The organism is Nocardioides segetis, from assembly GCF_051390595.1.
Classification (GTDB): domain Bacteria; phylum Actinomycetota; class Actinomycetes; order Propionibacteriales; family Nocardioidaceae; genus Nocardioides.
This window is the reverse complement of record NZ_JBNINR010000002.1, coordinates 74,889-96,927: the sequence shown is the minus strand read 5'-3', so window position 1 is coordinate 96,927 and position 22,039 is coordinate 74,889. Positions and strand designations below refer to the sequence as shown.

General features: G+C 73.1%; 22 protein-coding genes. 20 read left to right on the top strand and 2 right to left on the bottom strand.

Going from position 1 to position 22,039, the window contains the following annotated elements; genetic code table 11:
* Window positions 1-3: 3 nt before the first annotated feature.
* Window positions 4-939: an AAA family ATPase gene (locus tag ACPZVR_RS04095; RefSeq protein WP_436698731.1), complete on the bottom strand. Its 936-nt coding sequence runs from the start codon at window positions 937-939 to the stop codon at window positions 4-6.
* A 299-nt stretch (window positions 940-1,238) separates the two neighbouring features.
* Between ACPZVR_RS04095 and mraZ the strand changes: the two genes are divergently transcribed.
* From mraZ to ACPZVR_RS04030, 13 genes are all read left to right on the top strand, one after another.
* Window positions 1,239-1,685: a division/cell wall cluster transcriptional repressor MraZ gene (mraZ, locus tag ACPZVR_RS04090; protein WP_425489756.1), complete on the top strand. Its 447-nt coding sequence runs from the start codon at window positions 1,239-1,241 to the stop codon at window positions 1,683-1,685.
* Between the two features lie 282 nt (window positions 1,686-1,967).
* Window positions 1,968-2,120, top strand: a complete 153-nt coding sequence (locus tag ACPZVR_RS04085; RefSeq protein WP_436698300.1) for a hypothetical protein — start codon at window positions 1,968-1,970, stop codon at window positions 2,118-2,120.
* 5 nt (window positions 2,121-2,125) lie between these two features.
* Window positions 2,126-3,109, top strand: a complete 984-nt coding sequence (gene rsmH, locus ACPZVR_RS04080; RefSeq protein WP_436698299.1) for a 16S rRNA (cytosine(1402)-N(4))-methyltransferase RsmH — start codon at window positions 2,126-2,128, stop codon at window positions 3,107-3,109.
* Window positions 3,109-3,642 carry a cell division protein FtsL gene (gene ftsL, locus ACPZVR_RS04075; RefSeq protein ID WP_436698298.1) on the top strand — a complete coding sequence of 178 codons (534 nt, stop codon included), beginning with the start codon at window positions 3,109-3,111 and terminating at the stop codon, window positions 3,640-3,642. Before rsmH ends, ftsL begins: the two co-directional genes overlap by 1 nt.
* 24 nt (window positions 3,643-3,666) lie before the next feature.
* Window positions 3,667-5,490, top strand: a complete 1,824-nt coding sequence (locus tag ACPZVR_RS04070) for a peptidoglycan D,D-transpeptidase FtsI family protein (protein ID WP_436698297.1) — start codon at window positions 3,667-3,669, stop codon at window positions 5,488-5,490.
* Complete coding sequence (locus tag ACPZVR_RS04065) at window positions 5,487-7,031, top strand: UDP-N-acetylmuramoyl-L-alanyl-D-glutamate--2,6-diaminopimelate ligase (RefSeq protein WP_436698296.1); 1,545 nt, start codon at window positions 5,487-5,489, stop codon at window positions 7,029-7,031. The genes ACPZVR_RS04070 and ACPZVR_RS04065 overlap by 4 nt, the downstream gene beginning before the upstream one ends.
* Window positions 7,028-8,446 carry a UDP-N-acetylmuramoyl-tripeptide--D-alanyl-D-alanine ligase gene (locus tag ACPZVR_RS04060; protein WP_436698295.1) on the top strand — a complete coding sequence of 473 codons (1,419 nt, stop codon included), beginning with the start codon at window positions 7,028-7,030 and terminating at the stop codon, window positions 8,444-8,446. Before ACPZVR_RS04065 ends, ACPZVR_RS04060 begins: the two co-directional genes overlap by 4 nt.
* Window positions 8,443-9,513, top strand: a complete 1,071-nt coding sequence (gene mraY, locus ACPZVR_RS04055) for a phospho-N-acetylmuramoyl-pentapeptide-transferase (RefSeq protein WP_436698294.1) — start codon at window positions 8,443-8,445, stop codon at window positions 9,511-9,513. The genes ACPZVR_RS04060 and mraY overlap by 4 nt, the downstream gene beginning before the upstream one ends.
* 12 nt (window positions 9,514-9,525) lie before the next feature.
* Window positions 9,526-10,995: a UDP-N-acetylmuramoyl-L-alanine--D-glutamate ligase gene (gene murD / locus ACPZVR_RS04050; protein ID WP_436698293.1), complete on the top strand. Its 1,470-nt coding sequence runs from the start codon at window positions 9,526-9,528 to the stop codon at window positions 10,993-10,995.
* Window positions 10,911-12,275 (top strand): putative lipid II flippase FtsW, encoded by a 1,365-nt coding sequence (gene ftsW, locus ACPZVR_RS04045; RefSeq protein WP_436698292.1) that lies wholly within the window; start codon window positions 10,911-10,913, stop codon window positions 12,273-12,275. Before murD ends, ftsW begins: the two co-directional genes overlap by 85 nt.
* A 25-nt stretch (window positions 12,276-12,300) precedes the next feature.
* The gene (gene murG / locus ACPZVR_RS04040; RefSeq protein ID WP_436698291.1) at window positions 12,301-13,395 is read left to right on the top strand and encodes an undecaprenyldiphospho-muramoylpentapeptide beta-N-acetylglucosaminyltransferase; all 1,095 of its coding nucleotides are present in this window, start codon (window positions 12,301-12,303) and stop codon (window positions 13,393-13,395) included.
* Window positions 13,392-14,816: a UDP-N-acetylmuramate--L-alanine ligase gene (gene murC / locus ACPZVR_RS04035; protein ID WP_436698290.1), complete on the top strand. Its 1,425-nt coding sequence runs from the start codon at window positions 13,392-13,394 to the stop codon at window positions 14,814-14,816. Before murG ends, murC begins: the two co-directional genes overlap by 4 nt.
* 46 nt (window positions 14,817-14,862) lie before the next feature.
* On the top strand, window positions 14,863-15,564 hold the full coding sequence (locus ACPZVR_RS04030) for a cell division protein FtsQ/DivIB (RefSeq protein ID WP_436698289.1): 702 nt from the start codon (window positions 14,863-14,865) through the stop codon (window positions 15,562-15,564).
* On the opposite strand, the gene ACPZVR_RS04025 is transcribed toward ACPZVR_RS04030, so the two are convergent.
* Window positions 15,525-16,508 (bottom strand): phosphatase PAP2 family protein, encoded by a 984-nt coding sequence (locus ACPZVR_RS04025; RefSeq protein WP_436698288.1) that lies wholly within the window; start codon window positions 16,506-16,508, stop codon window positions 15,525-15,527. The two genes, ACPZVR_RS04030 and ACPZVR_RS04025, sit on opposite strands and share 40 nt — an antisense overlap.
* 278 nt (window positions 16,509-16,786) lie before the next feature.
* Here ACPZVR_RS04025 and ftsZ point away from each other — a divergent pair, with 278 nt between their 5' ends.
* From ftsZ to ACPZVR_RS03990, 7 genes are all read left to right on the top strand, one after another.
* A complete protein-coding gene (ftsZ, locus tag ACPZVR_RS04020; protein WP_436698287.1) occupies window positions 16,787-17,989 on the top strand; it encodes a cell division protein FtsZ in 1,203 nt (400 codons plus the stop codon).
* Between the two features lie 3 nt (window positions 17,990-17,992).
* Window positions 17,993-18,718: a purine nucleoside phosphorylase YfiH/LACC1 family protein gene (locus tag ACPZVR_RS04015; RefSeq protein ID WP_436698286.1), complete on the top strand. Its 726-nt coding sequence runs from the start codon at window positions 17,993-17,995 to the stop codon at window positions 18,716-18,718.
* Entirely contained in the window at window positions 18,715-19,419 is a 705-nt protein-coding gene (locus tag ACPZVR_RS04010) for a YggS family pyridoxal phosphate-dependent enzyme (RefSeq protein ID WP_436698285.1), read from the top strand. The genes ACPZVR_RS04015 and ACPZVR_RS04010 overlap by 4 nt, the downstream gene beginning before the upstream one ends.
* Before the next feature lie 58 nt (window positions 19,420-19,477).
* The gene (locus ACPZVR_RS04005; RefSeq protein ID WP_436698284.1) at window positions 19,478-19,984 is read left to right on the top strand and encodes a cell division protein SepF; all 507 of its coding nucleotides are present in this window, start codon (window positions 19,478-19,480) and stop codon (window positions 19,982-19,984) included.
* Between the two features lie 431 nt (window positions 19,985-20,415).
* Window positions 20,416-20,709, top strand: coding sequence for a YggT family protein (locus ACPZVR_RS04000; protein WP_257423453.1), 294 nt, complete (start codon window positions 20,416-20,418; stop codon window positions 20,707-20,709).
* Window positions 20,710-20,853: 144 nt separating this feature from the next.
* Window positions 20,854-21,633 (top strand): DivIVA domain-containing protein, encoded by a 780-nt coding sequence (locus ACPZVR_RS03995; protein ID WP_436698283.1) that lies wholly within the window; start codon window positions 20,854-20,856, stop codon window positions 21,631-21,633.
* Window positions 21,634-21,820: 187 nt separating this feature from the next.
* A partial coding sequence (locus ACPZVR_RS03990; protein ID WP_436698282.1) for a hypothetical protein occupies window positions 21,821-22,039 on the top strand: 219 nt, incomplete at its 3' end.

Here is a 22,039-nt window from a genome sequence, read left to right as displayed (position 1 = left end):
AGCTCACGACGACGGTTCGGGCACGGGGACCTGGGCGGCGATGCCCTCCAGGATGGTCGCCACCGTGCGACCGCCGATCGCCGCCTCGGCGCTGGGGAGCAGCCGGTGGGCGAGGACGGGCTGCACCAGGGCGCGCACGTCGTCGGGGAGGACGTAGTCGCGCCGGTGCAGTGCGGCCCGCGCCTTCGCGGCGCGGACCAGGTGGAGGGTGGCGCGCGGGGACGCGCCGAGGACCAGCTCGGGTGTCTGCCGGGTGGCGGCCGTGAGCGCGACGGCGTAGCGCTGCACGGTGTCGGAGACGTGGACCTGGCCGACGATCGCGCACATCTTGCGGATCTCGGCGCTGTCGGTGACCGGTTCGAGGTCGTCGAGCGGGCTGACCTCGCCGTGGTTGGCCAGCATGGCGATCTCCGCGGCGGGCACGGGGTAGCCGATCGAGACCCGGGCGAGGAAGCGGTCGCGCTGCGCCTCCGGCAGGGGATAGGTCCCCTCCATCTCGACCGGGTTCTGCGTCGCGATCACCATGAACGGCGACTCGAGGTGGTAGGTGACGTTGTCGACGGTCACCTGGCGCTCGGCCATGCACTCGAGGAGGGCGGACTGGGTCTTGGGGGAGGCCCGGTTGATCTCGTCGCCGATGACCACGTTGGCGAACACGCCGCCGGGGCGGAACTCGAACTCCCGCGTGGACTGGTTGTAGACCGACACGCCGGTGATGTCGGAGGGCAGCAGGTCCGGCGTGAACTGGATGCGGCGGACCGTCGAGTCGATGCTGCGGGCGAGCGCCTTGCTCAGCATGGTCTTGCCGACGCCCGGGACGTCCTCGAGGAGCAGATGGCCCTCGGCCAGGAGGACGACGATCGCGGCGGAGACGACCTCGCCCTTGCCCTCGATCACCTTCTCCACATTGGCCTGGATGCGGCCGGCGACGCGCGCCACGCTGTCGACGTCGGTGCTCGGCGACTCCACGGCGTTCTCCCTCTCTCAGCAGCCACCTCGCTGCGGTGGAGCAACCCTACGGCGCGGCTGGTCGGCGTGGCGGGTCCGACGCGGACATCCTCGCGCGCCCCACCGGCGCCCCACTTCTCCTCCACTTCGCTCCACCACCGCCACCAAGGCGCTGACCTGCGCATTTGGGGGCGCGGGTGGTGCACCACGCCGCGCGAAGGGGAGCGTCGGTGGTTGACGGTGGGGGAAAGTGGAGTAGTGTGGGGGAAAGTGGAGGACGGCGGAGTCCGGTGGGACGGCTGGGGGTGGCCCGGATGCTCTTCATGGGCACCTACACCCCGAAGCTCGACGACAAGGGCCGCCTCTTCCTCCCGGCGAAGTTCAGGGATCGACTGGCGGAGGGCCTCGTGGTCACACAGGGACAGGACAAGTGCCTGGTCGTCTGGCCGACCGATGTCTTCGCCGAGGAGGCCGAGCGGCAGGCCGCCCGGCCGATGACCAACCGCGCCGCCCGGCGCTACGCCCGGGTGCTCTTCGCCGGCGGCGACGAGAGCACCCCCGACAAGCAGGGACGGATCGGCATCCCGGCCCACCTGCGTGAGTACGCCGGACTCGAGCGCGACGTCGTCGTGATCGGTGTCCGGGACCGCCTGGAGATCTGGAACCCCGCCGCATGGCGCGAGTTCCAGCTCGAGGCGCTGGAGGAGTTCGCCGACCTCGACGAGGACGACGACTGAGCCGCCACCGGCACCACCCCGGCCCCCCGGGCCGACGCAGCACCACCGACAACACAACAGCGGATCCGCAGGACGAGGTCTCAGCCCGTTCCCGCTCCCGAGTCCTGTCTCCTGTAGCACCTTCCCCGGCCACAGGCGACAGGCGAACCACCGCCTTCTGGGGCACCTTCCCCGGCACCAGACGGCATCCCGAACACCGGAACGGGAGCGGGCCGGGACCTGGCTCTGCGGATCCGCCCCATTTGGCAGCCAGTCCAGTCCCAGGGTCGAGGGGTCGAGAGCATGAGCGTCGTTCGCACGCAGTCACCGGAGGTCTCCGGTGAGCGCCGCGTCCGCGAGCAGGCACGCGACGCCCTCACCCTGATGGCCTTCTCGGCCGCGCTGTCCGTGGGCTGCGTGCTCCTGCTGGTCCTGACCCACCTGGCCGGGCGCTGAGGACCATGGGCAGCCCGCGCCACGTCCCCGTCCTGCTGGACCGGGTCGTCTCCCTCCTCGCGCCCGCGCTCGAACGCGAGGGCAGCGTCCTCGTCGACTGCACGCTCGGGCTCGGCGGCCACAGCGAGGCGGTCCTCGAGCGCTGCCCCGGCTCCCGCGTCATCGGCATCGACCGCGACCCCCGTGCGCTCGCCATGAGCAGGGAGCGGCTGGCGCCGTACGGCGACCGGTTCACCGGCGTCCAGGCCGTCTACGACGAGATCGCCGAGGTCGTCGCCGGTCAGGGCCGGACCGAGGTCGCGGCCGTGCTCTTCGACCTCGGCGTCTCCTCGATGCAGCTCGACCTGCCCGAGCGCGGCTTCGCCTACGCCGTCGACGCGCCGCTCGACATGCGGATGGGGGACAGCGGCCCGACCGCGGCCGACGTCCTCAACACCTACTCCGCCGCCGAGCTGGCCCGGGTCCTCAAGGAGTACGGCGAGGAGAAGATGGCGCGCCGGATCGCCGACGCCGTCGTGCGCGAGCGCCAGGTCGAGCCGTTCACGAGCTCGGCCCGCCTCGTCGCGCTCCTCTACGACGTGATCCCGGCCCCGGCCCGGCGGACCGGCGGCCACCCCGCCAAGCGCACCTTCCAGGCGCTGCGGATGGAGGTCAACGACGAGCTGCGGGTGCTGGAGCGCGCCCTGCCCGCCGCGGTCGACGCGATCGGCGTCGGCGGCCGGGTAGTCGTCGAGTCCTACCACTCCCTGGAGGACCGCATGGTCAAGCGGGTCTTCGCCGCCGCGAGCCGGCTCGACGTGCCCGACGACCTGCCGTTCGTGCCCGAGGGCGCCGAGCCGTCGTACCGGCTGGTGACCCGGGGCGCCGAGCAGGCCACGCCCGAGGAGGTCGAGGAGAACCCTCGCGCCGCCTCCGTCCGACTGCGCGCGATCGAGCGCACCAAAGCGACCACCCGTCCGAACACGTCGTCTGGCAAGGGAGCCGTCTGATGTCCTCCACCTCGCCCCTCCGCAACCGGCTCCCGTACGTCGCCCCGCGCCTCGCGCAGGCGGCCCTGCAGCGGGCCCGGCTGACCGTCGTCCCGCGCCGCCGCACCCAGGCGCCGCGGGTGCCGTTCGTGACCTTCGTCAGCATCATCCTGCTCGGCGGCGTGGTCGGGCTGCTGATGTTCAACACCTCGATGCAGCAGGCCTCCTTCCGCGAGACGGCCCTGCAGAACCAGGCCACCGACCTCGGCGCCCAGCAGGAGGCGCTCGAGATGGACCTCCAGCTGCTGAACGACCCGGCGCACGTCGCCGCGGCCGCCGAGAAGCTCGGCATGGTGCTGCCGACGACCGGGGCCGGCGTCCTGCACCTCGGCTCCGGCAAGATCAGCGGCGACCCGCAGCCGGCCACGGGCGCCGACCGGCTCCCGCTCGAGCCGCCCGGCCCGCGCCGCCCGGCGGACCTCGACCCGCCGCCGGTCAAGCAGAAGGTGACGGCGTCGGCCGGCGCGGACGGCGTGCCCACCACGGTTCAGTGACCCGTGAGCCGTAGGTTGGAGCGCGTGAGCCGACCCGCCCCCAGCCGCCTGCGGCGCCGCACCGGAGACGTCCTCCGGGGCTCGCCGCACCGTCGGATGCGGATCGGCTTCCTGCTCATCGCGATGGTGCTGTCGGTGTTCGCGGCCCGCCTGGTGCAGCTGCAGGGGGTCGACCCCCGCTCGTACGCCCAGATGGCCGCGGCCGAGGGGCAGCGGGTCGTGGACCTCCCCGCGACCCGCGGCGAGATCCTGGACCGCAACGGCAAGCCGATGGCCGACACCGTCGACGGCCGGATGGTCGTGGCCGACCCCAAGGTGACCGCCGAGGTCGCGCCCGAGCTGGCGACGATCCTGTCGGACCGCCTCGGCGTCGACTACTTCGAGACGCTGCGCCGGCTGCGGGTCGAGGACAGCCGGTTCCAGTACATCGCCCGCCAGGTCCCGGCCAGCAAGGCCGAGAAGGTCGTCTCCGACGTCCAGGAGCAGTTCAAGGACGACAAGGGACGCCCGTTCGCCGGCCTGATGACCGAGCGGGACCCGCTGCGCACGTACCCCAACAAGTCCGTCGCGGCGAATCTCGTCGGCTTCCTCGGCGAGAACGGCAAGGAGGGCGAGGAGCGCGCCATCGTCGGCCTCGCGGGGCTCGAGGACTCCTTCAACACCTACCTGTCCGGCAAGGACGGCGAGGCCCGCTACGAGGTCGGCGCCGGCAACCAGATCCCGCTCGGCGACAACACCGTGACCCCGGCCGTCGACGGCAAGGACCTGACGCTCACCATCGACCGCGACCTGCAGTACTACACCCAGCGCGTGCTCCAGCAGACCGTGACCCGGGCGGGCGGCGAGTCCGGCATCGCGGTGATCCAGGACACCCGCACCGGCGAGCTGCTGGCCCTGGCCGACTACCCGACGTACGACGCCGCGGACCCGTACCGCTACGACAAGGAGCTCTACCGCTCCTCCGCGCTCACCGACGTCTACGAGCCCGGCTCGGTCGAGAAGGTGCTGACCGTCAGCGCGCTGGTCGACGCGGGCCTCGGCTTCAAGGAGCAGCGGTTCAAGGTGCCGGGCCAGCTGAACCGCCAGGACCGTCCGATCGGCGACTACTGGGACCACGGCACGCTCAAGCTGACCCTGGCCGGCATCCTCGCCAAGTCCTCGAACGTCGGCACCGTGCTCGCCGCCGACCAGTTCAAGCGGGGCCAGCTGCGCGACTACCTCACCCGCTTCGGCCTCGGCGCGCGCACCGGCCTCGGCCTCGGCGGCGAGACCCGCGGGATCCTGCCGCAGGGTGCGGCCTGGACCTCGCAGGTCGGCGACCGCATCGCCTTCGGCCAGTCGCTGTCGGTCAACGCGGTCCAGATGACCGCCGCGGTCAACACCATCGCCAACGGCGGGGTCCGCGTCGACCCGACGCTGGTCAAGGGCTCGGCCCGCGCCGACGACGGCACGACGATCGGCACCGACGTCGCCACCAGCCGCCGGGTGATCAGCGAGGACGCCGCTCGCGAGACCATGCTGATGATGGAGCGGGTCGTGCAGCCGTCCCCGATCGGCGTCGCTCCCGGGGCGCAGGTGCCCGGCTACCGCGTGGCCGGCAAGACCGGCACCGCCCAGCGCGTCGTCGACGGTCGGTACGACGGCAGCCTCTCGGTGTCCTTCGCCGGGTTCGCGCCGGCGGACGACCCGCGCTTCACCATCTACGTGGTCGTCCACGCCCCGCGGGCCGGCAGCGGCGGTGGCAGCGTCGCCGGTCCCGCGTTCGCCAAGCTGATGAGCCAGACCCTGCGCCGCTACGGCGTCGCGCCCACCGGCACCGAGCCCAACCAGACCCCGGTCACGTGGTGACCCGCTCGACGACCCGCCCCGCACACCCGCCCCTGACGCCGCTCGACGACGTCGCCCGGGCGCTGGGTGTCGCTCCGGGCTCTCCCGGCGTCGAGGTCCGCGGCGTGACGCTCGACTCGCGTCGCGTCGAGCCCGGCGACCTGTACGCCGCGCTCCCGGGCTCGCGGGCCCACGGTGCCACCTTCGCCGAGCAGGCCGCGGCGGCGGGCGCGGCGGCATTGCTCACCGACGCCGAGGGGGCGGTCCTGGCCGCCGGCGCCGGGCTGCCCGTCCTCGTGGTCGCCGAGCCGCGCGCGGTGCTGGGGACGGTGGCCGCACTCGTCTACGACCGGCCGGCCGCGGCGCTGCGCACCGTCGGCGTCACCGGCACCCAGGGCAAGACCACCGTCACCCGCCTGCTCGACGGCGGCCTGCTCGCCGCGGGCGTGCGCAGCGCGGTGATCGGCACGGTCGGCACCCGGATCGCCGGCGCGGAGGTGCCGACGGCGCTGACCACGCCCGAGGCGCCGGACCTGCACGGCCTCTTCGCCCGGATGCGCGAGCTCGACGTCACGGCGTGCGCGATGGAGGTCTCCAGCCACGCCCTGGTGATGGGCCGGGTGGACGGCGTCGTCTTCGACGTCGCGGTCTTCACCAACCTCGGCCGCGACCACCTCGACTTCCACGCCGACGTCGAGGACTACTTCGCCGCGAAGGCGTCGCTCTTCACGCCCGAGCACGCCCGCCTCGGCCTGGTCTGCGTCGACGACGAGCACGGTCGCCGGCTCGCGGCCGAGGCGCCGATCCCCGTGCGCACCTACGCCGTCGGCCGCGGTGTCGACGGGGCCGACTGGACGGTCTCCGCGATCGACCAGCGTCCGGAGGGCTCGACCTTCACCGTGCACGGCCCCGGCGGACGGACGCTGGCCGGCTCGGTCCCGCTGGCGGGGGAGTTCAACGTCGCCAACGCCCTCGCGGCGATCGCCGCCGCGGCGGAGGCGGGCTTCGACCCCCAGCAGGTCGCCGACGGGATCGGCCGCTCCGGCGGCGTACCGGGCCGTCTGGAGCGGATCGAGACCGACCGCGACCTCACCGTCGTCGTCGACTACGCCCACAAGCCGGACGCCGTCGACGCCGTGCTGCGCACGCTGCGACCGGTGACCCGTGGCAGGCTGGTCGTCGTGATCGGCGCCGGGGGAGACCGCGACCGCGGCAAGCGTCCCGTGATGGGGGCGATCGCCGCGGAGCTCGCCGACGTGGTCGTGGTGACCGACGACAACCCCCGCACCGAGGACTCGGCCGCGATCCGGGCCGCCGTGCTGGAGGGCGCCCGTCCCGCGGCCGCACGGACCGGCAGCGAGGTCCTCGAGATCGGCGACCGGCGCGAGGCGATCGCCGCGGCCCTGCGCCTGGCCGCTCCCGGGGACGTCGTCCTGGTGGCGGGCAAGGGCCACGAGGCGGGCCAGGAGGTCGCCGGCGTCGTGCACCCCTTCGACGACCGCGACGTCGTGCGCGCGCTGCTGGCCGAGCTGCCCGGTCCTCGACCCGGCGGTGAGGAGTGATCCCGCTCCCGCTCTCCGCGATCGCCGACATCGTCGGCGGGACGCTCCACGGCGACGACGTCACCGTCTCCGCGCCCGCGTACGTCGACAGCCGCGCGCCGCTTCCCGGCGGCCTGTTCGTCGCCGTCGTGGGCGAGCGCGTCGACGGGCACGACTACGCCGACGGCGCCCACGCCGTGCTCGGCAGCCGGCCGACGACGGCACCCACGGTCGTCGTCACCGACCCGGTCGCGGCGCTGGGCCGGCTGGCCCGGCACGTGCTCGACCGGCTCGACGCCACCGTGCTGGCGATGACCGGCTCCCAGGGCAAGACCGGCACCAAGGACTATCTCGCCGCCGTGCTGCGGCTCCTGGCCGGCGAGACGGCCGTCGTCGCCACCGCGGCCAACAACAACAACGAGCTCGGCGTCCCGCTCACCGTGCTGCGCGCCGACGCCGCCACCCGCTTCCTCGTCGTCGAGATGGGCGCGCGCGGAGTCGGTCACCTGTCCTACCTGTGCGACATCGCACCCCCGTCGATCGCGGCCGTGCTCAACGTCGGGACCGCCCACGTGGGCGAGTTCGGCGGACGGGAGCAGATCGCCCGGGCCAAGGGCGAGATCGTCGAGGCGCTGCCGCCCGAGGGCACGGCCGTGCTCAACGCGGACGATCCGCTCGTCGCGGCCATGACGCCGCGCACCCGTGCGCGGATCGTCACCTTCGGCGAGACCGGCGACCTGCGCTGGCGCGACGTCCGCCTCGACCCGCTGGGCCGCCCGGCCGTCGTACTCGAGAGCGGCGACGAGCGGCACGCCGTCCGGCTGCGCCAGTCCGGCCTCCACCAGATCCCCAACGCCGTCGCGGCGGCCGCCATGGCGGTGGCCGCGGGCTTCCCGCTCGCCGACGTGGCGGGCGCCCTGGGCGAGGCCGAGGCCGCCTCGCGCTGGCGGATGGAGATGAGTGAGCGCGCCGACGGCCTGGTCGTCGTCAACGACGCCTACAACGCCAACCCCGACTCGATGCGGGCCGCCCTCGAGGCGCTGGTGGCGATCGGCCGCGGCGACGCGAGCCGGCCCCGCCGTACCATCGCGGTCCTGGGCGAGATGCGCGAGCTCGGCGAGGAGCACGACGCCGCGCACCGCGCCGTCGGCCGGGCGGCCGCCGAGCTCGGCGTCGACGTCCTCGTCGTGGTCGCCGAGGCGGCCCGCGGCATCGCCGAGGGGGCCGCGGGCGGTGCCGGTGAGGTGATCGTCACGGCGGGGCGCGAGGATGCGACGGCCTGGGTGCGGCAGAATGCCGGGGCGGAGGACGTCGTCCTCGTCAAGGCGTCGCGCGGCGTCGCCTTGGAAGTCGTGGCAGAGGCGATCTTGACGAACAGCCGGACGAGTGGCCTGACGAGTGGCCGGACGAGTAGCACCGAGGAGACGACGGCGTGAGAGCGATCCTGCTCGGCGGTGGCATCGCGCTGCTGATCTCGCTGCTCGGCACCCGGGTCGCGATCACCGCCTTCACCAAGCTGGGCTACGGGCAGGAGATCCGCGACGACGGGCCCACCAGCCACCACACCAAGCGCGGCACCCCGACGATGGGGGGCGTCGTCATCATCCTGGCCGCGGTCATCGGCTACTTCGCGGCGAAGCTGATCACGCTGACCGCGCCGAGCGCCTCGGCGCTGCTGTTGCTCTTCCTGTTCGTGGGGATGGGCCTGGTCGGCTTCCTCGACGACTTCATCAAGATCTACAAGCAGCGCAGCCTCGGCCTGCGCAGCAAGGCCAAGATGGCGGGCCAGACCGTCATCGCCCTGGTCTTCGGCTGGCTCGCCCTGTCGCCCTGGCTGGAGGACTCCCACGGCCGCACCCCGGCCAGCGAGAAGGTCTCCTTCCTGCGCGAGCTCGACTGGTTCGTGCTGCCCACGGTCCTCGCGCTGCTGCTGATCTGGCTGTTCGTCGCGGGCTTCAGCAACGCCGTCAACCTCACCGACGGCCTCGACGGCCTCGCCGCCGGCGCGTCGGTGATGGTCTTCGGCGCCTACACCCTGGTCAACATCTGGCAGAGCAACCAGTTCTGCCAGGAGGAGCCGAGTGCCACCTGTTACAACGTGCGCGACCCGCTCGACCTCGCGATCATCGCGGCGGCGATCACCGGGGCCTGCTTCGGCTTCCTGTGGTGGAACGCTTCGCCGGCCAAGATCTTCATGGGCGACACCGGCTCGCTGGCGCTCGGCAGCGCCCTGGCCGGGTTCGCGGTCCTCACGCGGACCGAGCTGCTCCTGGTGATCCTCGGCGGGCTGTTCGTCCTGGAGACCGTCTCCGTCATGCTGCAGGTCGGCTTCTTCAAGCTCTCCAAGGGCCGGCGGATCTTCCGGATGGCGCCGATCCACCACCATTTCGAGATGCTCGGCTGGGAGCAGGTGACCGTGGTGATCCGGTTCTGGATCATCACCGGTCTCTTCGTCGCCACCGGCCTCGGCATCTTCTACGCCGAATGGGTCTCCCGTCTATGAACCACCCCGCCGATGCCTGACGTCACCCGCCTCGGCCGCGGCGACTCCTGGGAGGGCGTGCGCGCCGTCGTCGCCGGGTTCGGCACGAGCGGCGCCGCCGCCGTGGACAACCTGCTCCACCTCGGCGCCTCCGTGCACGCCGTCGCCGAGTCGCTGAGCCCGCGGCTCGCCGAGCGGGCCGAGCTGCTGGAGGTGCTCGGCGCCCGGATCGACGCGCGCGAAGGCGCCACCGCGAGTCTCCCGGCGGAGGCCGACCTGCTCGTCGTCTCGCCCGGCTTCCGTCCCGACTCGGCGGTCGTCGCGGCGGCACGGGAGCGGGGGATCCCCGTGTGGGGCGAGGTCGAGCTCGCCTGGCGGCTGCGCGACCCCGAGCGGCCGGCGCCCTGGCTGTGCGTCACGGGCACCAACGGCAAGACCACGACCGTGCAGATGCTCGACAGCATCCTGCGGACGGCCGGGCTGCGCAGCGTCGCGGCCGGCAACGTCGGGCTGCCGCTGACCGAGGCCGTCATGGACCCCGAGCCCTACGACGTGATCGCCGTCGAGCTGTCGAGCTTCCAGCTCCACTACACCGAGTCGATGTCGGCCGAGAGCGCCGTCGTGCTCAACGTCGCCGAGGACCACCTCGACTGGTACCTCGGTCCGTCGGGCATGGACGACTACGCACGCGACAAGGGCCGGATCTACGAGCACGTCCAGCGCGCCTGCGTCTACAACGCCGCCGACCCGGTCACCGAGCGGCTGGTGCGCGAGGCCGACGTCGTCGAGGGCGCGCGCGCCATCGGCTTCACGCTCGGCACGCCCGCAGCAGGCATGCTCGGCGTGGTCGAGGACATCCTGGTCGACCGGGCGTTCATCGAGGAGCGCGCCACGAGCGCGGCCGAGCTGTGCACGCTCGACGACCTCGCCTCGCGGGCGCCGCACTTCGTGGCCAACGCGCTCGCCGCGGCCGCGCTGGCGCGGGCCCACGGCATCAGCCAGGCCGCCGTACGCGACGGGCTGCGGGCGTTCCGTCCCGACGGCCACCGGATCGCCGTGGTCGCCGAGCACGCGGGCGTCACCTGGGTCGACGACTCCAAGGCGACCAACCCGCACGCGGCCGCGTCGTCGCTGTCGGCCTTCGAACCGGTCGTGTGGGTCGCCGGCGGGCTGGCCAAGGGGGCGTCCTTCGACGATCTGGTCCGCGCGGTCGGCGGCGGGCTGCGCGCGGCGGTCCTCATCGGTCGCGACCGTGGGGTGATCGCCGCGGCGCTTTCGCGACACGCCCCCGATGTGCCCGTGATCGAGGTGGAGACACCCGAGACTGGAGCCGTCGGAGAGCTCGACCTGATGAGGCGCGTCGTCGCCGCCGCTGCCGGGGCCGCCCAACCGGGCGACACAGTGCTGCTGGCGCCGGGATGCGCCTCGATGGACCAGTTCACCGACTACGCCGCGCGGGGCGACGCGTTCGCCGCGGCGGTGCGGGACCACGTCAGCGGCTGAGCAGCAGCCGGGCAGGAGCAAGGGGGAGCGACATCACCACCGCCAACCCCGAGACGACCAGGCCCGGGCGACTCCGCCTCGGCCTTCGCGCGCGGACCCGCCGGCCCGGCTGGCTCAGTGCCCTCAAGGACGCGCTCGACCGTCCGCTGACGACCTACTACCTGCTCCTCGGCGCGACCGCGCTCCTGCTCGTGATCGGCCTGATCATGGTGCTCAGCGCCTCCAGCGTGCGGGCCTTCCGCGAGACCGGCGACTCCTACACGATCGTGCGCCGCCAGCTGATGTGGGTGGTGATCGGCGTGCCCTGCGCCTTCATCGCCTCGCGGGTGTCGGTGCGGTGGGTGCGCGGCCTGGCCTACCCCGCGTTCTCGCTGTCCCTCGCCCTGCTCGTCGTGACCGCCTTCGCCGGACGCGAGGTCAACGGCAACACCAACTGGCTGGTGCTCGGGCCGATCCAGATCCAGCCGTCCGAGATCGCCAAGCTGTCGCTGATCATCTGGGCCAGCCACATCTACGCCAACAAGGAGCGCCGCCTCGGCAGCCTGCACCAGATGCTGGTGCCGGTCGTGCCCGGCATGGTGCTCGCCACCGGTCTCGTCGTGGTCGGCAAGGATCTCGGCACGGCGCTCATCTTCTTCGCCCTGCTCGTCGCCATGCTGTGGGTCGTCGGGGCGCCGGGACGGCTCTTCGGTCTGGTGTTCGCCGTGGTGAGCGTCGCGGCGCTCGCCCTCGCCGCGACCTCGCCCACCCGACTGGCCCGGATCGCGACCTTCGCCGACCCGTTCCAGGACTACCACGGCACCGGCTGGCAGCCGGCCCACGGGCTCTACGCCATGGCCAGCGGCGGCGTCCTCGGAGAGGGGATCGGAGCGAGCCAGCAGAAGTGGGGCCAGCTGCCCGAGGCGCACACCGACTTCATCTTCGCCGTGCTCGGCGAGGAGCTCGGCCTGATCGGCACGCTGCTGGTCATCGGGCTGTTCCTGGTCCTGGCCTACGCCGGCATCCGCGTCGCCCGGGAGACGACGCAGCCGTTCGTGCGCTACTGCACCTTCGGCATCGTGGTGTGGCTGCTGTGCCAGATGATGATCAACGTCGGCATGGTGCTGGCCCTGCTCCCCGTGATCGGCATCCCCCTCCCGCTGGTGTCGTACGGCGGCTCGAGCCTGCTGCCGACCCTGAGCGCCCTCGGTCTGGTCATCGGCTTCGCCCGGCGCGAGCCGGCGGCCGCGCGCGCCCTCGCCCAGCGTCGCCGTGCCCGCTCCGCCGGCATCAGTGCGTGAGCCCGCCCGCGATAGGTTCTGCGGCGTGAGGATTCTTCTGGCCGGCGGGGGGACGGCGGGGCACACCTCGCCGCTGCTCGCCACCGCGGACGCACTGCGCCGACTCGACCCGGGCGCCGAGATCACCTGCCTCGGGACTCCGCGAGGGCTGGAGAACAGGGTCGTGCCCGCGGCCGGCTATCCGCTGCGGCTGGTGCCGCCGGTGCCGCTGCCGCGCAAGCCCGGCAAGGACCTCGCCCTCGTGCCGCAGCGCCTGCGGGGCGCGGTCAAGGCGGCCCTCGACGTGATCGACGACGTCCGGCCCGACGTGATCGTCGGCTACGGCGGCTACGTCTCGATGCCGGCGTACGTCGCCGCCCGGCGCCGCCGACTGCCGCTGGTGGTCCACGAGCAGAACGCGCTGCCCGGCATCGCCAACAAGGTCGGCGCCCGCGTCGCCGCGCGGGTCGCGGTGAGCTTCCCCGCGACGCCGTTGCGCGGTGCGGAGTACGTCGGCCTCCCGATCCGGCGGATGATCTCCACCCTCGACCGGGCCGCCGTGCGCGCCGAGGCGCGAGCCTTCTTCGGCCTCGACCCCGACCTGCCGACCCTCGTCGTCACCGGCGGCTCCCAGGGCGCACGTCGGCTCAACCAGGCCGTCACCGGCGCGGCGGCCGCCCTCGGCTCCGCCGGCGTCCAGGTGCTGCACGTGATCGGCCCGAACGGAGCGAGCGACCCGAGCTGGCGCGAGCCGGTCCCGACCGGCGTGCCCTATGTGGTGCTGCCTTTCGTCGAGCGGATGGACCTCGCCCTCGCGGCGGCCGACGTCATGGTCTGCCGCTCCGGCGCGTCGAGCGTGGTCGAGGCCGCGGCCACCGGCGTGCCGGCCATCTTCGTCCCGCTGCCCATCGGCAACGGCGAGCAGGCGCTCAACGCCCGCCCCGTGGTCGACGCGGGGGGAGCGTTGCTCGTCGAGGACGCCTCCTTCACCGCCGACTACGTCGCCGACACCGTGCCCGCGCTGGCCCGGGACGCGGACCGCCTGGCCCGGATGGGTGCCGCGGCCGCGGACCTCGTCCCGCGCGACGCGGACGACCGGCTCGCCCGCATCATCCAGGACGTGGCCGGAGCCGCCAGGTGAAGATCCCCGTCCCCGACGAGATCCTCCCGGCCGACCGCCTCGGCCATGTCCACTTCGTCGGCATCGGCGGCGCCGGGCTGTCCGGCATCGCCCGCCTGATGCACCAGGCCGGGGTCCCGGTCAGCGGCAGCGACGCGAGCGACTCGCCCGTCGTCCGAGCGCTGCGCGACGAGGGCATCACGGTCCATGTCGGCCATGACGCGGCCCACCTCGACGGCGTCGACACCGTGGTCGCGACGACCGCCGCGCGCGCGGACAACCCGGAGATCGCGGCCGCGGTCGACCGTGGCCTGCGCCTGTGGCCGCGCTCCGCGGGGCTCCAATCCGTCCTGCTCGGCAGGGACGTGGTCGCCGTCGCCGGCACGCACGGCAAGACCACGACGACCGCGATGACCGTCGTCGCACTGCAGGAGGCCGGCCTCGACCCCACCTTCGCGATCGGCGCCGAGGTCGAGAGCCTGGGCACCAACGCCCGGCTCGGCACCGGAGCCGTCGCGGTCGTCGAGGCCGACGAGTCCGACGGGGCCTTCCTCGTCTACACCCCGCGCATCGCCGTGATCACCAACGTCGACGCCGACCACCTCGACCACTGGGGCACCGAGGAGGCCTACGAGGCCGCGTTCGCGGAGTTCGCGCGTCGTGCCGAGGTGACCCTCGCCGAGCGCGCCGACCTGGCCGACCGCACCGTGGGGTTCGGCCCGGACGCGCGGCTGCGCGGGCACGAGCTGAGCGTCGCGGGGGGCCGGACGCGGTTCCGGGTCGAGGAGGGAGGCCGGGACCTCGGCACGGTCGAGCTCGCCGTCCCCGGCCGTCACTACGCCCAGGACGCCCTGCTCGCGCTGGCGGTGGGCCTCGAGCTCGGCCTGGACTCGGCCCGCCTCGCCCGAGGCCTGGCCAAGCACCGCGGCGCCAAGCGCCGCATGGAGCTGATCGGATCGGTGGGCGACGCCGGCAGCGCCATCCGCGTCTACGACTCCTACGCCCACCACCCCAGCGAGATCCGCGGCGACCTCGAAGCCGCCCGCTCGCTCGTCGAGGGCCACGGCCGGCTCGTCGTGTGCTTCCAGCCCCATCTCGTCTCCCGCACCCGCATCTTCGGCGAGCAGATGGGCCACGAGCTCGGTGCCGCCGACGACGTCGTGGTCATGGACGTGTACGTCGCCCGTGAGGATCCCGACCCCGCCGTCACCGGCGCCCTGGTGGCCGCCGCCGTGCCGCCGCCCGCCGGCGCCCGCTTCGTGACCGACCGCGACGACGTCGTGGAGACCGTGGTCGCCCTCGCCCGGCCGGGCGACCTCGTGCTCACCCTCGGCGCCGGCGACGTGACGGAGCTCGCTCCCCGGCTGCTCGCCGCCCTCGCGGAGGCGAGGCCGCGCGGGAGCGAGGCGACCGACCGCAGGCGGGGCGATGGCGAGGGGTAGCGGTCGCGGGCGCACGCGCGGCGCGAAAGCGGGTCCGCAGGAGCGGATGCGCAGGGCGTTCGCGCGCCGTCAGCGCGCCCGGCGCTGGCTCACCTGGCGCTACGTCCTCGCCGGCGTGCTGCTCGTCGCGGCCGTCGGCCTCGGCACCTATGCGGTCTACTTCTCGCCGTGGCTGCGCGCCGACGCCGTGCAGGTGATCGGCAACGCCCAGCTGTCGGAGAAGCAGGTGCTCGCGACAGCCGACGTACCCCTCGGCGGGCCGCTCGCGACCGTCGACCTGCGCGCGATCGAGGTGCGCCTGCGCTCGCTCGCGACCGTGAAGTCGGTCGACGTCTCCCGCACCTGGCCCCACGACGTGCGGATCGAGATCGTCGAGCGCACGCCGGTCGCCGTCCTCGACCGGGGCGACCGGCTCACCAACCTCGACGCCGCCGGCGTCGCCTTCGGCCGCCTCGCCAAGGCGCCGGCGGGCCTGCCCCGGGTCAAGGTCGGTCCCGAGGCGGACGGCGACGCGCTCGCCGAGGGGGCCGCGGTCGTGGTCGCGCTCGACGCCGCCGTCTCCGAGCTCGTCGACTTCGTCGAGGTGCGCACGGTGGACGAGATCGACCTGCACCTGCGCGACGGGCGGCTCGTCCGCTGGGGGAGCGCGGAGCAGGCCGACGACAAGGCCGCGGTGCTCCTCGAGCTGCTCGACGTCGACGCCCAGGTCTACGACGTCTCGGTGCCGGGTGCGCCGACCACGCGCTGAGGAGCGCGACCGCGGCGCCGTTCCCACGCCGCCCAGCCGAGCAGCACGACCGCCACACAGATGCCGCCGGCGATGATGTCGACGACATAGTGCTCGGCGTAGTAGACGAGCATGAAGGACATCGCGAGCGGATAGAGCGCCAGCAGCCAGCGCGCGCGTCCGCGCAGGCGGCTGATCGCCCAGGCGGCCACGAGGATCGCGATGCCCGCGTGGAGCGACGGCATGGCGGCGACCTGGTTGCCCACCGCCGAGATGGTCTGGTGGGTGCCACCACCGCCGCCACCGCCGCCGCGCCCGAACTCCCACCAGCCACGGCCCGTGATCCGGGCGATGTCGTCGGAGAGGTGGCCGTCGCGCGAGGCCATCCAGGGCGGAGCCATCGGGTAGACGATGTAGATCACCAGTGCGAGGAAGTTGAGCGACACGTAGCGGCGCATGTAGCGGATCCACTCCGGCCGGTCGCGCATCCACAGCACCGCGGCGATGGTCAGCGCCACGAAGAAGTGCGAGTAGTAGACGGTGGTGAGCAGGACGTCGTACCAGGCGGGCGGCGAGGCGCGGATGCACGGGTCGCCGCACAACCGGGCCTGCAGCCACTCGGTCGGCACGACGCCGCCGAACAGCCAGCGGTCGGCCTCGATCGGCTCGGTCACGTGCACCGAGACGAACCCGAGGTCGTCGGAGATCCCGCGGCTGTAGAGGTAGAGCAGGAGCAGCGCGACGGGCAGCGACCAGTCGCGCAGGAACGCCAGGTGCTCACGGACCGGCTTGCGCACGTCCCACGCGATCGTGAGCAGCCACAGCCAGATGATCGCGACCCAGGACTGCTTGGGCAGCCCGACCGTGACGACGTACGCGCTCAACGCTCCGGCGTACACCAGCAGCGGGACGACCCGCACCGCGATCGGGGAGAGGGCCTCCGCCCTGCCCGTGGCCTCTGTCACTGTCACCTCCGCGGTGAAGACTAGGGCGTGCCGCCGACGGCCTGCCCGCGGGGGACTTTCGCGGCCGTTCGACCGCCGGTCGGCGTGTCTGCGCGATCGGGTGACGCGCCGTCCCTACTGTCGTGACCACGACGAGGTTGACATAACTATAACCCTCAGGCTGAGGGTAAGGGTTGTGCGACACGCCGGGCCGGCCGCCGGGGAAGGGTGGCCGACCGCTCCGCTCGACGACACAGACGACGACTGACAGACAACCACCCTGGAGAGGTGACCCCGCCGTGGCAGCTGCACAGAACTACCTGGCCATCATCAAGGTCGTCGGCATCGGCGGTGGCGGCGTCAACGCCGTCAACCGGATGATCGAGGTCGGCCTCAAGGGCGTCGAGTTCATCGCCATCAACACCGACGCGCAAGCGCTGCTGATGAGCGATGCCGACGTCAAGCTCGACATCGGCCGCGAGCTCACCCGCGGCCTCGGGGCCGGCGCCAACCCCGACGTCGGCGGCAAGGCGGCCGAGGACCACGCCGAGGAGATCGAGGAGGTGCTCAAGGGCGCCGACATGGTCTTCGTGACCGCGGGTGAGGGTGGCGGCACGGGCACCGGCGGCGCTCCCGTCGTGGCCCGCATCGCCCGCTCGCTCGGCGCGCTGACGATCGGCGTCGTGACCCGGCCCTTCACGTTCGAGGGCGCGCGCCGCAAGAAGTCGGCCGACGAGGGCATCGAGCGACTCCGCGAGGAGGTCGACACCCTCATCGTGATCCCCAACGACCGGCTGCTGCAGATCTCCGACCGCAACGTGTCGATGCTCGACGCGTTCAAGCAGGCCGACCAGGTGCTGCTCCAGGGTGTCTCGGGCATCACCGACCTGATCACCACGCCCGGCCTGATCAACGTCGACTTCGCCGACGTCAAGGCCGTGATGAGCAACGCCGGCTCCGCCCTCATGGGCATCGGCTCCGCACGCGGTGAGGACCGGGCGCTGGCCGCCGCCGAGATGGCGATCAGCAGCCCCCTGCTCGAGGCGTCGATCGACGGAGCCCACGGCGTCCTGCTGTCCATCGCGGGCGGCTCCGACCTCGGCATCTTCGAGATCAACGAGGCCGCGGCGATGGTGGCGGACGCGGTGCATGCCGACGCCAACATCATCTTCGGCACGATCATCGACGACGCCCTCGGCGACGAGGTCCGGGTGACGGTCATCGCCGCCGGCTTCGACGGCGGCCTGCCCAAGCGTCGCGAGGAGTCCGTCGTCCGCCGCCCGCAGCAGTCCACGTCGGCACCCGCCCGCTCGTCGTCCCCGTCGTCCTCGGCTCCGTCGACCGCCGCTCCGGCGTCCGCGGCCACCTCGACGCCGGCCCGGGAGGCCGCGCCGGCCACCGAGCAGCAGTCCGACCCGCAGCCGGTCGGCGCCCGCACCACGCCGGCGCCGATGCAGTTCGACGACGGCGACGACCTGGACGTGCCCGACTTCCTGAAGTGAGCCGTGTTCGCCTTCCGTGAGACCCTCGCCCTCGACCCGGACCCCGCCAGCGGGAGCCGGGTCGAGGTCGCGTTCACGGACTCCTCGCTCGACCTGCGCGAGGGCGACCGGCTCGCCGGAGCCCTGGCCGCGCTGAGGGACGCCACCGGTGCCACCTTCGCCCGGCTGGACCAGGTCCACGGCGCGGACGTCGTCGCGATCGACCGAGTCGAGGGGCGTGACCGTGTCCGGGAGCCCGAGGCGGCCGCCGATCGGCTCCCCGCGGCCGACGGACAGGTCGCCGCCGCCCCCGCGGTCGGTCTGATGGTGCGCGTCGCCGACTGCGTCCCCGTCGTCCTCGCCGACCCGGCCGCCCGCGTCGTCGGCGTCGCCCACGCGGGGCGTCGCGGGGTCGAGCTGGACGTGGTCACCCGCACCGTCGAGCGGATGCGCGACCTCGGCGCCGCCGACATCGCCGCCTGGGTAGGTCCGCACATCTGCGGACGGTGCTACGAGGTTCCCGCCACGATGCGTGAGGAGGTCGCGGCGGCCGTGCCGACGACATTCGCCCGGACCAGCTGGGGCACCCCCGCCCTCGATCTCGGCGCGGGCGTGACCGCCCAGCTGGCCGCGGCCGGCGTCGCCGTCACGACGGTGCCCGGGTGCACCCTGGAGGACGACAGGTTCCACTCCCACCGGCGCGACGGGGCCGCCGCCGGGCGCTTCGCGGGGCTGGTGTGGCTGTCGTGACGACCGACCGCGCCGCCGAGCTGCGCGCCAACCTCGCTTCCGTCCGCGACCGGATCGCGCGCGCCGCCGCCGACGCCGGCCGCGCCGCCGACGACGTCGGCCTCGTCGTCGTGACCAAGTTCTTCCCTGCCTCCGATGTACGCCTGCTGGCCGGGCTCGGCGTCACCGACGTGGGGGAGAACCGCCACCAGGAGGCGGAGGCCAAGGCGGCCGAGTGCGCCGACCTCGGCCTGCGCTGGCACTTCATCGGCGGCCTGCAGTCCAACAAGGCCGCCGCCGTGGCCCGCTACGCCGACGTGGTCGAGTCGGTCGATCGCGCCGCTCTCGTGCCGCGACTGGCCCGGGGCGCCGCCGATGTGGGACGGGTCGTCGACGTGCTGCTCCAGGTCAGCCTCGACCCGCCCGGTCGCGACCACCGGTCCGGTGCCGACCCCGCCACGCTGCCGGCCCTGGCCGACGAGGTCGCCCGCACGCCCGAGCTCCGACTGCGGGGCCTGATGGCCGTCGCGCCGCTCGACGACGACCCGGCACTGGCCTTCGCCCGGCTCGCCGGGATCCGTGCCGACTTCCTGTCCCGGCACCCCGATGCGACGGATCTGTCGGCCGGGATGAGCGGCGACCTGGAGGCGGCGATCACCGTCGGCGCGACACACGTGCGCGTCGGCTCCGCGGTCCTCGGATCGAGGCCCGAGGTCAAGTAATGTCCACAACATCAGACGTCCCCGGGACCCGGGGACGCGGATCACGGAGGCAAGAGCCATGAGCGGTGCGATGCGCAGGATCGGCGAGTACCTCGGCCTGCTGGAGGACACCGGCTATGACGAGGCCGGCTACGACGACGCCGACACGACCGAGTCGACCCGTGGGCGCGCCACGCGCGAGCCCCGACCGGAGCGCCCGGTGCGCGCCGTACCGTCGGGCACCGTCGCCGACCTCGAGGAGCGCCGCCGTCCGGTGGCCGTCGCGCCCCAGCCCGTCGTCGCGGAGCTCTCCCGCATCACGACCCTCCACCCGACGACCTACAACGAGGCGCGCTCGATCGGCGAGGAGTACCGCGAGGGCACCCCGGTGATCATGAACCTCACCGAGATGGACGACGCCGACGCCAAGCGGCTGGTCGACTTCGCCGCCGGGCTCATCTTCGCGACCCGCGGCAGCATCGAGCGCGTCACCAACAAGGTGTTCCTGCTCTCGCCGCCCAACGTCACGGTCGCTGCCGAGGACAAGCAGGCCATCGCCGCCGACGGCTTCTTCAACCAATCTTGATCGGCCGAGCGTGTCGCCGATCGAGTGAGGCCGCACGGTCCTCGCTGCGCTCGGACCGCGGGCCACACTCGATGCGCTTCGCGCGGGCGCCACGCTGCCGGCCGCGCAGTTGCCGCACGTAGGTCCACCCTCCGCCTGGCGGCACGAGCTGAGTTTGTGGCGCGAGCGTGTCGCCTGTCGGCCGGTGTCGCACGGTCCTCGCTGCGCTCGGACCGCGGACCCCGACCGACGCGCTTCGCGCGGGCGCCACGCTGCCGCGCTCGCAGTCGACCTGGGTAGATGGTGGCGTTCGCCTGGCGGCAAGACCTTCGTCACGGCGCGAGCGTGTCGCCTGTCGGCCGGTGTCGCACGGTCCTCGCTCGATGCGCTTCGCGCGGGCGACGCCGGTGGGCGCTGCGTCCGCCGGTGGCGCACCCGGTAGGTTTTCGGGTGTGACGACTGTCGGCTGGATCATCGAGGGCGTGCTGTTCGCCTTCATCGCGTTCCTGTGGGTTCGCTTCATCACCGACTGGGTCCAGGTGTTCGCGCGGGCATGGGAGCCGCGGGGGCCGGTGCTCGTCTTCCTGGAGCTCGCCTACACCGTCACGGACCCGCCGATCAACGGCCTGCGCAAGGTGATCAAGCCGATCCGGATCGGCAACTTCGCCCTGGACATCAGCTTCATCCTGGTGATGATCCTGGCCTACGTGCTGTTGTCGGTGAACCGCTCGGCGCTGCTCCTGTGATACTCCTGTGACGCCAGTGGTCACGACTCCACTGGACCGGACCGCGTATCGCGCGGGGGCCGCGGATGCCGTCCTCGCCCGGGCAAGCGCTATGGTTCGTGAAGGCATATTGTCGAAGTTTCTTCCGCATAGATTGGTGAGGTCATGCCCCTGACGCCTGAGGACGTGAGCAACAAGCGCTTTACGCCGGTTCGGCTGCGCGAGGGCTACGACATGGGCGAGGTCGACCAGTTCCTTGACGAGGTGGAGGCCGAGCTCGCTCGCCTGACCCAGGAGAACGACGACCTCCGCGCGAAGCTCGCCGCTGCGCAGGCCGGGACGTCGCCCGCGACGCTCGACGCGCCCACCCAGCTGGCGCCCGTGCCGGAGATCGTTCCCGAGCCGCCGGCCCCGGTCGAGGTCCCCGCTCCGGTCGAGCCCGTCGCCACTGCGCCCGTGCCGGTCCCCGCCGCCACCGGCGGCGTGGAGACGATCCGCGTCGAGACCGTCCCCGAGGCGTCCAACGCCGCGGCCCGTCTCCTCGAGATCGCGACCCGCAACGCCGACGAGCTCGTCGAGGACGCCAAGAACGAGGCCGACAAGATCGTCGGCGAGGCCCGGACCAAGTCCGAGCGCCTGGCGTCCGAGGCCAAGATCAAGTCCGACCGTCTCGAGTCCGACGCCCGCACCCGCGCCGAGATGCTCGACGCGGAGACCGCCGAGCGTCGCGCCCAGCTCTTCGGTGACCTGGAGAAGGAGCGCGACAAGCTCTCCGCCGAGGTGGAGACGCTGCGCTCGTTCGAGCGCGAGTACCGCTCCCGGCTCAAGAGCTACTTCACCCAGCAGCTCGAGGCGCTGCAGACGCCGGGTGACACCCTGGCGCCCGTCGAGGAGACGCCCGCGCCCAAGCGGCTGCGATCCATCCTCGGCGAGGAGGAGGCCTGAGCCACCGGCTCACCCCGCTGATCGCTCGATGAGACCGGTCGGCCCGCGTCGCGGGCCGACCGGTCTCGCCGTCTCGGCCACCGACCCCCGCGGTGTGGCTGCTTGGACCGCATCGCCGCACCCGCTACCCTCCGCAGCACGCCCACCGCTCCCTGGCGGGTGGGTCGCCGCCCGTGAGGAGTCCGTCATGGCCCGCAGCACGAAGAAGTCGTTGGCCGGTCAGGCCGCATCCGCCGCCCGGAAGATCATGCGCCCACGGAAGGCGACCGCGGCCTCCGCCGGCCCGGCCAAGAAGGCGGCCCCCGCGAAGAAGGCGGCTCCAGCGAAGAAGGCGGCTCCGGCGAAGAAGGCGGCTCCGGCGAAGAAGGCGGCTCCGGCGAAGAAGGCGGCTCCGGCGAAGAAGGCG